The sequence below is a fragment of the Enterobacter cloacae complex sp. P38RS genome, from assembly GCF_014930775.1.
GTDB lineage: Bacteria > Pseudomonadota > Gammaproteobacteria > Enterobacterales > Enterobacteriaceae > Enterobacter > Enterobacter bugandensis.
The window spans coordinates 202,321-216,505 of sequence record NZ_JADBRS010000004.1; the positions used below are offsets into that span (position 1 = coordinate 202,321).

Below are 14,185 nucleotides of genomic sequence, written 5' to 3' on the forward strand. Positions count from 1 at the left end.
TTCCTTCTCATACTGTCACAAGCCACCCTCGGGTGGCTTTTTTTATGGAGCAAACATGGCCTTAGAAACGTTCACCTGGCGAACCCAGATTCAGGCGGGAATGGAAGGGGGGCTCACTTACGCAACACGCTCTGCATCCTTCGGAGACGGATTTGAACAGATCGCCGGTGAAGGCATCAACCCTGAAAAACAGTCATGGCCGATGACCTTAACGGGAAAAAAAACTGAGATGCTCGATGCGCTGAGGTTTTGCCGCAAGCACATTACAAAATCCTTTATCTGGACGTCTCCTGTCGGCGAAACCGGTTTATACCGGATTGAAGCTGATTCCATTAAAGTCCAGCCGCTATCCAGCAAAGTGATGACCATAAAAGCAACCTTCAAACAGGCATATGCACTATGATTACTGAAGATTATCAACGCCTCGAACCGGGCGAAAAAATACGTCTTCTTGAGGTAGACGGTTCTGCGTTTGGCCTGGACGACGTTCTGCGCTTTCACGCTTATAACCTCCCGCATACTGAAGAAGAGATTGCGGCTGCTGGTGGCGACGAATCAAAGTTAAAGGCGAAGAGTATCTGGTGGCAGGGCGAAGAGTATGGTGCCTGGCCATATAAGCTCGAGGGACTGGAAGCTTCAACCGATGGCAGTAGCGCCCAGCCGACGCTCACCGTTGCCAACATTGACAGTTCTATCACTGCGCTCTGTCTGGCCTATGACGATATGCTGCAGGCCAAAGTTACGATTCATGACACTTTTGCGCATTACCTGGATGCGCGCAATTTCCAGGATGGAAATCCAACAGCAGATCCCTTGCAGGTGAGAAAGCGGGTTTTCTATATCGACGGTAAAAATAGCGAGCTTCCCGGTGAAAGTATCGAGTTTGTTCTTACCAGCCCGATGGATCTGCAGGGGTTGATGATCCCGACCAGGCAGCTGCATTCCCTTTGCACATGGTGCATCCGGAATAAGTACCGCACCGGTGATGGGTGCGATTATGCCGGCACGCTTTACTTCGACAAAAACAACAATCCGGTAAGCGATCCCTCATTGGATAAATGCAACGGCACGCTCACCGCCTGCAAGCTTCGGTTTGGTGAACACAATGAACTTCCTTTCGGTGGTTTTCCTGGAACATCTTTGATCAGGAGTTAACATGCGTCAGAAAACAATTCAGGACATCCTGGCGCATGCTGCGAAAGAATATCCCCGCGAATGCTGTGGTGTGATAGCGCAGAAAAGCCGGGTGGAACGCTATTTTCCATGCCGTAATCTGGCTGCCGAACCAACGGAGCAGTTTCACCTTGCGCCAGAGGATTACGCTGCTGCTGAAGACTGGGGCACGATAACGGGAATCGTTCATAGCCACCCGGACGCGACGACTCAACCAAGCGAACTGGATAAAGCGCAATGCGATGCAACCCTTTTACCCTGGCATATCGTGAGCTGGCCGGAGGGGGATTTACGGACCATCCAGCCGCGCGGAGAACTGCCGCTGCTCGAGCGTCCGTTTGTGCTTGGTCAATTTGACTGTTGGGGGCTGGTGATGAGCTATTATCGGCAAACGTACGGGATAGAGCTTCACGATTACCGGGTCGATTATCCCTGGTGGGAAAACGACTATCCGGACAACTTCTACCAGGATTGCTGGTATGAGTGCGGATTCCGTGAATTCGACGGGCCGCCAAAACCAGGCGATATGGTGATCATGCAGATTCAGGCTGATAAGTGGAATCATGCGGGGATTCTGCTGGAAGGCAACATGCTACTGCATCACCTTTATGGGCATCTGAGCCAGCGCGTGCCGTATGGAGGTTACTGGATGGAAAGGACCATGAAGATACTCAGACATAAAATTTTATTAGGGCACGGTTAAAAAATGAGCGCCACATTCAAGGGGGCCGAAATACTACAGCAATCTTTATTGTCGTGCATTCCAACCAAGTCATGGATTTTGTGCAAAAAGTGCTATTTATGGCCTTCTTGAACTCTTCAAGCAGATCATAGGCACAGCCTATCTCCTGAGAACGTGACAATAGTTTACTATTACCTGAGGGGTAAGTTCTGCGAAAAGGTGGTTAACTTGCAAAGCGGCCACGATAAAGTTCGTCGAACTTGCATCCATCTTCAGACATCGGCCCATTGCTCAAATATGACTAATGGTATTAAATTGTCCTCAACCACTTGAAGTGGTCATGAAATCTTTGGATGTGTTTACATCCTACAATTTGAGAAAGCACTGCCAAACGTGCATGAGGGTGATAATCATGGGTCACGCATTAAAAAAGGCAGATCGCTTGTACATTCCGCCTCGTGACAAATCCACGGTGGCGAAACCTCGTGCAGCGATCAGCAAAACATGTTCACATACTGGTCAAGTTAAAAACGCCTTTGAGTTTGGGTTTGCTAGATACGAGAAGGCGATGGAAGAACTTTCAAAGGTCTGAGTAGAAACGGATGACGATAGAGTATGTTGAAGGAGTAAATTATCTTTCCATTGAAGATATCGTTTACATCAACAGGTCTCTGATCGAGACTCAGACGCCAAATGAACCAATAGGCGTCCTGAATCCGAACAATCTCAGTTCTTCACAGTCACGACCAAGTACCATTCGATATTATGAGCAGACAGACGATATGTTTCGTCTGTCTGCTGTTCTAATTGAAAGCCTGATCCAGAATCATCCATTCGCAAATGCAAACAAACGCACTGCCATGATGGCTGGTTACGTATTCCTGTTGCTCAATGGATATGAGCTTACAGCACCCAGTGATGAGGTTGTAACCATCGCAGAGGGTTTGGCTCGTAAGGATTATTCAGTGGATGACCTGGAAAATTGGTTATGTCACTGGTCTCGAGAGTACGATTCCAGAACGTTATGTGCAACTGGCGGAAATTCGCTACAGGCTCTCGTGGCAACCTCGCACTACATCCGAATCATATCGAACAAATGAATCCGCTGAGAGGCGGTTTTTTGCTGGCTAATACAGAATTTATAACCCGCTTCGGCGGGTTTTTTTATGGAGTAAATATGGCAATTTCACTCGATAAAGAACCGCTCAGAACCGTCCGGCTTTATGGCGTGCTAGGTGCCACCTTCGGGCGTGAATATCGTTTATCAGTAGCTTCACCAAAAGAGGCCATCCGTGCACTAAGCTTCATCGTGCCGGGTTTTGAGCGTTTCCTGAATACCAGTAAACAACGAGGTTTAACTTATGCGGTATTCAGCGGGAAACGAAACCTCTTAAACGATGAGCTCAGCATGGACAGGAGCACAGAGGAAATCCGCATCGCGCCGGTGATCATCGGCAGTAAGAGAGCCGGGGTGTTTCAGACAATCCTCGGGGTTGCCCTTGTCGCTGTTGCTGCGTTCGTTACGGGAGGGGCCGCGATCGGGATTGGTGGTACCGCTTTCGCTGGTGGATGGGGCGCAGTGGCGGGGATTGGGGCATCAATGGCGATCGGCGGCGTAGTCCAGATGCTTTCTCCACAGACTACCGGGCTCGCCAGTAAGCAATCTGCGGATAACCACGCCAGCTACGCCTTTGGTGGAGTAACAAACACGACAGCCCAGGGGAATCCGGTACCACTTCTTTATGGACGCCGGCGAATCGGCGGCGCGATTATTTCTGCCGGGATTTATGTCGAAGACCAGCAATAAATAAAAACCTTCTTCAGGCCACCTTCGGGTGGCTTTTTTTATGGGCGCAATATGGCAACTGCAATCGCTATAAAAGGCCGCAAGGGCGGCAGCTCAAGTTCCCGAACTCCTACCGAACAGCCTGACGATCTGCAATCTGTAGCAAAGGCAAAAATTCTCGTTGCACTGGGAGAGGGGGAATTTGCAGGGCAGCTGACGGCGAAAAATATCTACCTGGACGGAACGGCTCTGGAGAATGCTGACGGCTCTCAAAATTTCAGCGGCGTTACGTGGGAATTTCGCGCGGGAACTCAGGCGCAAAAATATATTCAGGGCATACCCGGTACCGAAAACGAAATCAACGTGGGAACTGAGGTATCGAGCGCTACAGCGTGGACGCGCACGTTTACCAATACGCAGCTTTCAGCTGTTCGCCTGCGCCTGAAATGGCCTTCGCTTTTCAAGCAGGAGGACGACGGCGATCTGGTCGGTTACTCGGTTAATTATGCGATTGACCTGCAGACGGACGGCGGCACATGGCATACGGTACTCAATACCAGCGTGACCGGCAAAACGACGTCAGGTTACGAGCGCAGCCACCGTATTGATTTACCTCAGGCTGGCAGCACCTGGACAATCCGACTCCGTAAGATTACGTCTGATGCCAACAGCGCAAAGATCGGTGACACGATGCTGCTGCAGAGCTTCACCGAGGTAATTGACGCCAAATTACGCTATCCAAACACAGCGCTACTTTATATCGAATTCGATTCCAGCCAGTTTAACGGCTCTATCCCGCAGATCTCCTGCGAGCCCCGCGGCCGCGTTATCCGCGTACCAGATACTTACGACCCCGAAACCCGCACTTATAGCGGTATGTGGGCCGGGACATTTAAATGGGCCTGGACCGATAACCCTGCATGGATTTTCTACGACCTGGTGGTTAGCGACCGTTTCGGACTTGGGGATCGTCTTACAACGGCCAACATAGATAAATGGACGCTCTACCAGGTTGCACAGTATTGCGATCAAATGGTACCGGACGGCAAAGGCGGAAGTGGTACCGAACCACGCTATACCTGCAACGTGTACATTCAGGAACGCAACGACGCTTATACGGTCCTGCGTGATTTTGCCGCCATCTTCCGTGGGATGACCTACTGGGGTGACGACCAGATTGTGGCGCTGGCGGACATGCCGAGAGATGTTGATTTTACATACACGCATGCGAACGTTATTGATGGGCGCTTTACCTATTCCAGCAGCACCACAAAGAACCGTTACACCAATGCGCTGGTGTCCTGGTCTGATCCTGATAACGCTTATTCTGATGCGATGGAGCCTGTTTTTGAGCAGGCGCTGGTTGCGCGTTATGGGTTTAATCAACTTGAGATAACTGCGATCGGTTGTACCCGTCAGTCGGAAGCGAATCGCAAAGGGCGATGGGGGATCCTCACCAACAACAAAGATCGCGTTGTTACTTTCAATGTAGGGGAAGATGGCAACATTCCACAGCCTGGCTATGTAATCGCTGTAGCGGACCGAAATCTCTCCGGCCACGACCTGGGCGGCCGTATCTCTGCGGTGAATGGTCGCGTGCTGACGCTGGACAGGGCGCCGGATGCTTCGGCAGCCGACCGGATGATTGTCAATCTTCCCTCGGGTGTTTCACAGTCACGCACCATTCAGTCGATTACGGGCAATAAGGTGACCGTTACGACCGCTTACAGCGAAACGCCTGTGGCTGAGGCCGTATGGGTCATTGAGTCTGATGAGCTCTACGCACAGCAGTATCGCGTCATTACGGTAACTGATAATAATGACGGCACGTTCACAATCATCGGTGCAAATCACGATCCGGATAAATTCGATCACATTGATACCGGAGCCATCATTGACCAGCGGCCGGTGAGCGTGATCCCGCCGGGCAACCAGTCGCCGCCTGCGAACATCGTGATCAGCTCGTTTTCCGTGGTTCAGCAAAATATCAGCGTCGAAACGATGCGCGTGAGCTGGGACCAGGCGCAGAACGCTATCGCCTATGAAGCGCAATGGCGCCGCAATGACGGGAACTGGGTTAACGTGCCGCGCAGCTCCACCACGTCATTCGACGTCCCGGGGATTTATGCCGGGCGCTATCTGGTGCGCGTGCGCGCAATCAACGCCGCTGAAATTTCATCTGGATGGGGGTATTCAGAAGAGAAAACGCTGACGGGTAAAGTGGGCAATCCACCGAAGCCGGTTGGCTTCATCGCTTCTGAAAACGTGGTTTTCGGTATCGAGCTGAACTGGGGATTCCCGGCGAATACCGACGACACGCTGAAGACCGAAATTCAGTACAGCCTGACGGGTACTGAGGACGATACGATGTTGCTGGCAGATGTGCCATACCCGCAGCGTAAATATCAGCAGATGGGATTGAAGGCAGGACAGATTTTCTGGTACCGCGCGCAGCTGGTCGACAGAACGGGTAACGAGTCCGGGTATACGGATTGGGTGCGCGGGCAGGCCAGTATCGATGTTTCCGACATAACCGATGTGATCCTGGAGGACATCAAAGGGTCTGAGACGTTCAAGGACCTGATAGAGAATGCTGTAGATACCAGCGAAAAAATTGCTGGTATGGCTGACGATATCCTGCAGGCAAACAATGAACTCGAACAGCAGGCGCTTGCCATACAGAAAAACTCTGACGGACTGGCCAAGGCTGAGGTGAGAATCGATGAAATGTCTGTCTCTATGGACGGCATGACAGGAGGCGTAAAAAACTCAGCAATAGCCATTATTCAGAACGGGCTGGCGCAGGTGGCCGCGCGTAAAACGCTGTCGGCATCGGTCGCAGGTAACAGCGCGCAGTTAGACCGTCTCGACGAAGTGATAGTAAACGAGAAGGAGGCAACAGCACGCGCATTGCTGAGCCTGCAGACAGATGTCAACGGCAATACAGCATCCATCAACAGCCTGAGCCAGACGGTTTCGAATTATCAGCAGGCCACGTCCACGCAGATAAACTCCATCACGGCGACCTTTAACGGTCATACGGCGGCGATTACAACGAATGCCCAAGCAATTGCGAACGTAAACGGCGAACTCAGCGCGATGTACAACATCAAAGTTGGGTTAACGAGTAACGGCCAGTATTACGCGGCAGGCATGGGGATCGGCGTTGAGAATACGCCATCCGGTATGCAGTCTCAGGTTATCTTCCTGGCCGACCGTTTTGCTGTCACCACGGCAGCTGGCAACGGTGTGGCGTTACCGTTTGTTATCCAGAACGGGCAGACGTTTATCCGGGCCAGCTTCATTCAGGACGGTACTATTGAAAACGCCAAAATCGGCAACTTTATTCAGTCCAATAACTATGTGGCGGGATCTGCCGGCTGGAGACTCGATAAAGGGGGAACGTTTGAAATTAACGGTGTGGGCGGCGGCGGAAGGATGCTGATATCCAGCACGCTCATTCAAATCTACGACAGCAACAACGTGCTGCGCGTCAGAATGGGGTTATGGTAATGCCACAGGGTTTACAGTGCTGGGACGGCGCGGGGCGTATTGCCGTCGATTTAAGTGATTACGCTATTCGGTATATTGGAAGCACTTCAGTAACATTTGCGGCGGGGGAAACGACTAAGGATGTTTCCTATCCCGGCATTACTCAAGACGGTACATTTATATCGATTGTCACGGCTGGCGTTACTGCAAACGAATATTACTGTCGTGCTTATAATGGCGGCTTTACTGCATTCTATTTGCCTATCACAGGTAGCCCGGCATTCACTTTTAATGTTGAGGTTTATAACTTTCAATGAGTGGATTTGAAGTTTACAACAGTGCTGGCAAGTTGCTCGTCGATTCGCAAAACAGGTCCACCCTTTTTTATGATCAGCGCTCTCTGGGGGCTGTGACTGAAAAAGGGTTTTACCGTGTAGACAGCCCGTTTGGTGACGGAAGCACGCTGGGATTTACCCAGCAACAATTCTGGAATGACGGGAATTTGCGCTGGCTTCAGCTGGATGCAAATAAGTATGGTTTACCAGGCGCTGACCTTCTGGAAGACAATGCGGGCAGTATGATACGCACGTCCAGAAACGTTGGAATGCAGAGCGGATATCTGGATGTTTTCGACAGCGCGGGGAATCTTATCTGGAGCGCCGCCTCGGCATCGAAAATGCCGCGCGTGGTGGGCTTTTTCGACGTGCCTGCCAATTATGATCTGCAAAACAATACCTTTGCGATAAACCTGAGTTTTAATCCGTGGATTCTGGTTAACAACTGCCCAGGCAACCTAAGTGACGACGGAACTGTCGTTGGTTATTCAGGGATCGTACTCAAATGGACAGGCTCACAGCTGCAGGGGAGGTACATCACAAAAAATCAGCGCAACTGGAGCCAGACACTTCAGGGGCGAGGGCTACGAATTCCCATCGCTCAGTTTGTCGGAATTTGATACGGGCGGGACGCGCGGGTATTGAGTAGCGATCATGTTTTGCTTCACACCTTTTGCAGGTTCGAAGCGGTATACGACATCAAGCTTATCCGTTTTCTTATAACAGATATTGCTTAGCCGCTTATTTATATGTCGGCTGAAAATGCCATTGCTGCTATCTGAAATTACGTTAACTTCCCTCGTGGAACAGTCGATATTTACGTGAATATCTCCCCCCAGAGATAAGCGCGCCGCATCCACCGGGTAATCCATTTTAAAGGCATAGTCTCTGTCTTTATCGGCACAGCCAGCCGCCAGCAAAAGTGCCACGGCGAATAATCGTTTCATTTCTACATTCCTGTATCTGCGGGAATATCCATTTTATTCGAGTTTAAAAAATAGTCAGATTGATAAGAGCGATCAATTTTACATTATTGATCGCTTTAAACGATCGTTATTATCGTGAGGTAGTTCATGCTTTATAACACTGGTACCATTGCTATCAACGGAAATACAGCCACCGGGACGGGCACAAACTGGACGGCGCCAGCCAGCCAGATTCGCGCTGGCCAGACTATTATTGTCTTGTCCAACCCGGTGCAGATGTTTCAGATTTCATCCGTGAACAGCGCCACGTCAATGGCGGTTACGCCTGCCGCCGCTCCGGCACTGAGTGGTCAGAAGTATGGAATCCTGGTGTCCGACAACATCTCTGTCGACGGACTGGCACAGGCGATGTCGCAGCTCATCAAAGAGTATGACGAGAACATTGGCGCGTGGGAGACGTTCGCCACAACCTCAGCCAACCAGAATATCACCGTTACAATCAACGGCACCGCCATAACCATCCCCGGCATCGGTAAACTTGTTCAGAAAGGGAGCAATGGAGCGACCCCGATTGCGCTGGGCGGGACAGGAGCAACGAATGCCGTTGACGCTCGAACAAACCTCGAATTAGGTACTGCTGCAACCAAAAATACAGGTGAGGGTGATAACAACGTGCTGGCACCAGGATCATTTGGTGTAGGTTCTAAAAACTTGGCAGTAATTGGCGACATCTGGGATAAAAGCCAGGGTACTCGCTTCTGCAACGTCTCACCTGCCACGTCAGGAGGACCAGGTATGTATGGTTCAGGTATCAGGTTATCGGATAGAAATATTGGGAGCGGTAGCTCAGCAGCAGCGCAACAATCTTTTGCTGCACTGATCCTTAGTGGAAAAGTTATACAATTTATGGGAATGGCTGATGGCGTAGACACTGGCTGGATGAAGATTTACCACACCGGGAACACGACTCGGGCAGCCGATGGTACGCTGAAAGGTGCATCGCCTATTGTACAGTTGTTCGGGAATGGGGCATGTCAGCTTAACGATGAGTCTGAGGGGTGCGCCGTAACCCGCTTGGATATCGGGGAATACCTGATTGAAGGTTGTACCGGCTTGAATGCAGATGCTGCATGGGGCGGTATAGATGGCGGTTTTGACATTCCTACTGACCGTAACAAACAGCCACTCATCTGGCTTGATTATAAGGTTAATTCCGACGGTTCTGTGCTGGTTAAAACCTATCACCGCACCCACCCGTCGGCCCCTGAATTTGCCAGAAATGAGCGGGCGGGGTTAGCTGATGGAGACCCGGTTGATATCCCGTCAGATCAGTTCGTCAGCGTTCGTGTAGAAATGCCAGCTAACAGCATCTGGAATAAAAAACTTGATGCGGCCAGAACTGTGCTTAATGACGAGCCGGAACAAGCTGTTTAAAAGATGGCCTAATTTTGCTCATCCAGGGCCATTGTCGAAAAATTTACAAAAGCCATAATTCGAAGCGTGAGAAAAGCTTAGAAACGAAACGGCGAAGCTTTAAGCAGTGACGGTTGGGCCTGTATCTTGCGGACACTTATAAATAAAACTACTGTATATAAAAACAGTATTTGAGGTGTGTGTAATGGAATTCATCAGGCCAACAGAACTGCGAGAAATCATCGCTCTCCCGCTTTTCAGTGACTTAGTCCAGTGTGGTTTCCCGAGCCCCGCGGCTGATTACGTGGAACAGCGCATCGATCTCAATGAGTTACTTGTCGCTCACCCGAGCTCCACATATTTCGTTAAAGCCGCGGGTGATTCAATGATCGAAGCCGGGATCAGCGACGGTGATTTGCTGGTGGTGGACAGCTCTCGTACAGCTGAGCATGGTGACATTGTCATCGCCGCTGTAGAAGGGGAGTTCACTGTTAAACGCCTGCAGCTGCGCCCGACCGTGCAGCTCAATCCTATGAACAGCGCCTACAGCCCTATCGTTGTTGGCAGCGAAGACACGCTGGATGTTTTCGGCGTCGTGACTTTCATCGTTAAATCTGCGAGCTGAATATGTTTGCTCTCTGTGATGTGAATTCGTTCTATGCATCATGCGAGACGGTGTTTCGGCCCGACTTAAAAGGGCGTCCAGTAGTTGTTCTCTCGAACAATGACGGCTGTGTAATAGCGCGCAGCGCCGAGGCCAAAGCCGCTGGAATTACTATGGGAGAGCCGTTCTTCAAGCAAAAGGAGCTTTTCCGGCGCGCTGGCGTTGTCTGCTTCAGCAGCAACTATGAGCTGTATGCTGATATGTCGAATCGAGTAATGACCACACTGGAGGAGCTGAGCCCTCGCGTGGAAATTTACAGTATCGATGAAGCTTTTTGTGACCTGACAGGTGTTCGCAATTGCCGGGATCTTACTGAGTTCGGCAAAGAAATCAGCGCTACCGTTCTGAAGCGGACGCACCTGACCGTCGGGGTAGGAATTGCCCAGACAAAGACGCTGGCCAAGCTGGCCAACCACGCCGCCAAGAAATGGCAAAGGCAGACGGGTGGGGTTGTTGATTTGTCCAATATCGATCGCCAGCGTCGCTTGTTGGCTATAGTGCCTGTGGAGGATGTCTGGGGCGTCGGCAGGCGCATCAGTAAGAAGCTGAACGCCATGGGCATCAAAACGGCTCTGGACCTCTCAGAACAAAGCACATGGATTATCCGTAAACATTTTAACGTGGTGCTCGAGCGAACGGTCCGGGAGCTACGCGGAGAACCATGCCTGGATCTGGAAGAGTTTGCACCAGCAAAGCAGGAAATTGTCTGCAGCAGGTCATTCGGCGAACGTGTCACTGAATACGAACAAATGAGGCAGGCTATTTGCTCTTATGCCGCCCGAGGCGCTGAAAAACTACGTGGAGAGCACCAGTACTGCCGTTTTATCTCGGCGTTCGTAAAGACGTCACCTTTTGCCCTGAATGAGCCATATTACGGTAACAGTGCGTCAGTGAAGCTTCTCACCCCTACTCAGGATACCCGCGACATCATCAATGCAGCGGTAAAGTGTCTGGACAAAATCTGGAAGGAAGGCCACCGGTACCAGAAAGCTGGCATTATGCTCGGAGACTTCTTCAGTCAAGGTGTGGCCCAGCTCAACTTATTCGATGAGAACGCACCGCGAGCAGGTAGCGAAAGGTTGATGGAAGTGCTCGATCGCCTGAACGCTAAAGATGGAAAAGGCACACTCTACTTTGCCGGGCAGGGCATACAGCAGCAGTGGCAGATGAAGCGAGAAATGTTGTCGCCACGATATACTACAAGATATTCGGATCTTATTAGAGTCCGCTAAATATAGGTTATTAAGCCTGAATTTAACAGGCTTAAAGTATGTGATATTAAATTTTTAAGTTCATTATTCCATTTTAGAGAAATGGAAATAATTAAAAAGGCGATTTAAATATTACGATAAGTGATGTCCAAAAAAGGTCATAACAATCTTTAATGCGTTTCGCGCTAAAAATAGCACCTCTTCGGAATTTAAGGGCACCTGCTTACCGATGATGACCGATGTATCACCTGTCTTATCGATATATTTTTGGTCGACAACTCCTAATGAATGTACAAATAAGTGCCTTTTTTGAAAAACTTTTATAAACATTCTCCAATCATCAACAATTTTGTCAATTTTAATCAAGTGAGCAATATCATCTTTAACAGCTATAATATTTTGAAAGGAGGGTGTTTTATAGGTCGTAATTTTTTTATTAGACATATGAATTTGAAAGCAGCGTTTCATTACACCATCGAAAGCGCTCACAATATCATTTGTTAATTGAATTAGCTTTTCTCGGGAGTGATTTTCCTTATGAGCTATTTCAGCTTTCTCTACAAAAGAGAATAAGATCTCCCTAGGATTTTCAATACAGCAAAAAGGGCATCTATGGACATATCCGTTAAAGGCATACGGAGTCTTGTATCGACTGCATATAGTGTCAATATCAAAATTACCAGCTTCTTCTCTTTTTATTGCTTTAGGTTGGAATGTTTCGACAAATCCACCATACCCACAAGCGGAAGGACAAGCTAAATAAATTTGGTCATCCCAATCACTTCTGCTTTCTGATAGTTTTAGCCAGCTAAGGGCATTACATTGAGGACAAGTAATTACAATGCCTGACCTTTCAGGATCGAGGCTCGCAAGTTTTTTTTTATAATTTTCATCTTGTAACGCAAAAAATTTTCTACTATTCTCATTTGACGACACAATTAACCTCCATATTGAAAAAGCGCAACTTAACAACTAACGAGTGTGCTAAGGAACATTATTAGAGTTTGAATCATAAAAAGTAAAGCTCAATGTGTAAATCCTTAGAAGACGCCACCGCTAAATTTTTGTTTGTGATAGTGTGCCATTATTTATGCTGTTTGAACAATACGATTTCTGGTCCTTTTCCAAAGAAATCACTTCTTTGATGCGCCTATATTGATAACTTCGATTAACTCAGGCCCTTGGTTTTTCACGTTTCCCACCGCATGCATCACGGCGTGCCAGATAAACTTGTCAGCTGGCACAGCACCGTCGGCGGCTATCTCCTCAGCTTCTTTCCCGCCTATATCCTGGCGCATCCACTCCCGGGCCGCCTCAGGCGACAGAACCAGTGGCCGGCGGTCGTGAATGTCGACCAGTCCTTTGTCAGCTGCAGACGTCACGATCAAGAAACCTTCTGCATCATCGCCGCGTTCGAACGGCGTACTGCCGATCGCTACCATAAATATCGGCTGACCGTCTGCCCGGTGAATGAAATATGGCTGCTTCTTGTCGTCTTCCTTCTTCCACTCGAACCAGCCATCAGCAAAGCAGATTGCCCGGCCATGTTGCCACAGAGGTTTAAACATTCGGCTTGCGGCCGCGGTTTCGACGCGAGCGTTAATCAGTGGCGGCTTATCCCACCACGCGGGCGCATAACCCCAGAAAACCGGATCAAGATGCAGCTGCTCGTCGCGTTCGCTCAACAGCAGCACTTTGGTGCCGGGCGCGACGTTGTATCGGCCAATAGGTTCAGGGTCGTATGCGATGTCGCGATCAGCTTCATCGGACAGGTAAGCCAGGTATTCTTCACGCGTTTGAGCTTGTGCAAAACGCCCACACATAGAAACCTCCAGCCAGATGTCAGACTTAAAGTATAGGGCAGGGAGAAGAAGGGGGGCACACTGGCTAAAGTTAGGGGCAAATTTAGGGGCAAAAATGCGAAATAGGGGCAAAAAAAGGGCACAAAATATGTAGTTCTGGGTAGCTTTAGGGAGAAGTTATTATGCTATAACTAATTGAATTAAATGATAATATAAATGATATCAATGAGTTGGCTAAATCAGCGTAGCTTATTCAGGTTGTATTGCTCTTTCTTTGTATTTGATTGATTTTCTTGCATTTATTACTACCTTCGGAGCCAGTAGCGGCGAAAGACGGGTTAGCGCCGGCAGATAATAGCCAGCAGGCAAAAGTATGCCGCGTATGGTACGGATTCCGGCGGCGAATGCCAGCACGTTTTACACTCTGCGCAATAGCTAATAAAGCGTAGTCGGCTTTCTGTTCGCCATCCGGGAGGGGGGACCAAAACAAACTGGCGTTATCGTTGAACGCGGAAGCCATAAGGTACTGCTTGCTCATGACGGCGCGTATGCGAAGCTTCACAAAATGCAATTCGGTGCGTCGAAGAGGTCATTCATTTTGAGGCCCGCATGCAATAGCGGGCTGATAGCACCTGACCGGATACATGCGTAAGATAGCGTATAATGCTTTCCCGACATACGCTTACATATTCCGTGACTGA

At 49.5% G+C, this 14,185-nt stretch carries 15 protein-coding genes and 2 pseudogenes; 13 read left to right on the forward strand and 4 right to left on the reverse strand.

What is annotated here, in order from left to right; genetic code table 11:
* Window positions 1-55: 55 nt before the first annotated feature.
* The 9 genes from IM303_RS08395 (at window position 56) to IM303_RS08435 (ending at window position 8,088) form a co-directional block, all read left to right on the forward strand.
* Window positions 56-403 (forward strand): phage tail protein, encoded by a 348-nt coding sequence (locus tag IM303_RS08395; protein ID WP_193359812.1) that lies wholly within the window; start codon window positions 56-58, stop codon window positions 401-403.
* Window positions 400-1,155 (forward strand): phage minor tail protein L, encoded by a 756-nt coding sequence (locus IM303_RS08400; RefSeq protein ID WP_193359813.1) that lies wholly within the window; start codon window positions 400-402, stop codon window positions 1,153-1,155. The genes IM303_RS08395 and IM303_RS08400 overlap by 4 nt, the downstream gene beginning before the upstream one ends.
* A gap of 1 nt (window position 1,156) precedes the next feature.
* Window positions 1,157-1,876, forward strand: coding sequence for a C40 family peptidase (locus IM303_RS08405; protein WP_193359814.1), 720 nt, complete (start codon window positions 1,157-1,159; stop codon window positions 1,874-1,876).
* Between the two features lie 391 nt (window positions 1,877-2,267).
* Window positions 2,268-2,447, forward strand: a complete 180-nt coding sequence (locus IM303_RS08410; protein WP_193359815.1) for a hypothetical protein — start codon at window positions 2,268-2,270, stop codon at window positions 2,445-2,447.
* A gap of 10 nt (window positions 2,448-2,457) precedes the next feature.
* Window positions 2,458-2,955, forward strand: coding sequence for a type II toxin-antitoxin system death-on-curing family toxin (locus tag IM303_RS08415; protein ID WP_193359816.1), 498 nt, complete (start codon window positions 2,458-2,460; stop codon window positions 2,953-2,955).
* A 77-nt stretch (window positions 2,956-3,032) separates the two neighbouring features.
* Window positions 3,033-3,662 carry a tail assembly protein gene (locus tag IM303_RS08420; protein WP_193359817.1) on the forward strand — a complete coding sequence of 210 codons (630 nt, stop codon included), beginning with the start codon at window positions 3,033-3,035 and terminating at the stop codon, window positions 3,660-3,662.
* A 51-nt stretch (window positions 3,663-3,713) separates the two neighbouring features.
* Window positions 3,714-7,154: a host specificity protein J gene (locus IM303_RS08425; protein ID WP_193359818.1), complete on the forward strand. Its 3,441-nt coding sequence runs from the start codon at window positions 3,714-3,716 to the stop codon at window positions 7,152-7,154.
* A complete protein-coding gene (locus IM303_RS08430) occupies window positions 7,148-7,450 on the forward strand; it encodes a hypothetical protein (RefSeq protein ID WP_224065694.1) in 303 nt (100 codons plus the stop codon). The genes IM303_RS08425 and IM303_RS08430 overlap by 7 nt, the downstream gene beginning before the upstream one ends.
* Complete coding sequence (locus tag IM303_RS08435) at window positions 7,447-8,088, forward strand: hypothetical protein (RefSeq protein ID WP_193359819.1); 642 nt, start codon at window positions 7,447-7,449, stop codon at window positions 8,086-8,088. The genes IM303_RS08430 and IM303_RS08435 overlap by 4 nt, the downstream gene beginning before the upstream one ends.
* Here IM303_RS08435 and IM303_RS08440 read toward each other — a convergent pair.
* Entirely contained in the window at window positions 8,053-8,415 is a 363-nt protein-coding gene (locus tag IM303_RS08440; RefSeq protein ID WP_193359820.1) for a hypothetical protein, read from the reverse strand. The two genes, IM303_RS08435 and IM303_RS08440, sit on opposite strands and share 36 nt — an antisense overlap.
* Window positions 8,416-8,541: 126 nt before the next feature.
* Between IM303_RS08440 and IM303_RS08445 the strand changes: the two genes are divergently transcribed.
* The 3 genes from IM303_RS08445 to IM303_RS08455 all read left to right on the forward strand — a co-directional run bounded on the left by IM303_RS08445 (window position 8,542) and on the right by IM303_RS08455 (window position 11,703).
* Entirely contained in the window at window positions 8,542-9,828 is a 1,287-nt protein-coding gene (locus IM303_RS08445) for a phage tail protein (RefSeq protein ID WP_193359821.1), read from the forward strand.
* 184 nt (window positions 9,829-10,012) lie between these two features.
* Complete coding sequence (locus IM303_RS08450) at window positions 10,013-10,432, forward strand: translesion error-prone DNA polymerase V autoproteolytic subunit (protein WP_020884462.1); 420 nt, start codon at window positions 10,013-10,015, stop codon at window positions 10,430-10,432.
* A gap of 2 nt (window positions 10,433-10,434) precedes the next feature.
* Entirely contained in the window at window positions 10,435-11,703 is a 1,269-nt protein-coding gene (locus IM303_RS08455) for a Y-family DNA polymerase (protein WP_193359822.1), read from the forward strand.
* A gap of 111 nt (window positions 11,704-11,814) precedes the next feature.
* Here IM303_RS08455 and IM303_RS08460 read toward each other — a convergent pair whose 3' ends face one another.
* From IM303_RS08460 to IM303_RS22225, 3 genes and pseudogenes are all read right to left on the reverse strand, one after another.
* Window positions 11,815-12,618: a hypothetical protein gene (locus tag IM303_RS08460; RefSeq protein WP_193359823.1), complete on the reverse strand. Its 804-nt coding sequence runs from the start codon at window positions 12,616-12,618 to the stop codon at window positions 11,815-11,817.
* 197 nt (window positions 12,619-12,815) lie between these two features.
* Window positions 12,816-13,505 carry an SOS response-associated peptidase gene (locus IM303_RS08465; protein WP_193359824.1) on the reverse strand — a complete coding sequence of 230 codons (690 nt, stop codon included), beginning with the start codon at window positions 13,503-13,505 and terminating at the stop codon, window positions 12,816-12,818.
* A gap of 298 nt (window positions 13,506-13,803) precedes the next feature.
* Window positions 13,804-13,908 (reverse strand): annotated as a pseudogene (locus IM303_RS22225) (site-specific integrase); the annotation flags it as partial.
* 63 nt (window positions 13,909-13,971) lie between these two features.
* On the opposite strand from IM303_RS22225, the pseudogene IM303_RS22230 reads away from it, so the two are divergent.
* A pseudogene (locus IM303_RS22230) lies at window positions 13,972-14,061 on the forward strand (ABC transporter); the annotation flags it as partial.
* Window positions 14,062-14,185: the final 124 nt, after the last annotated feature.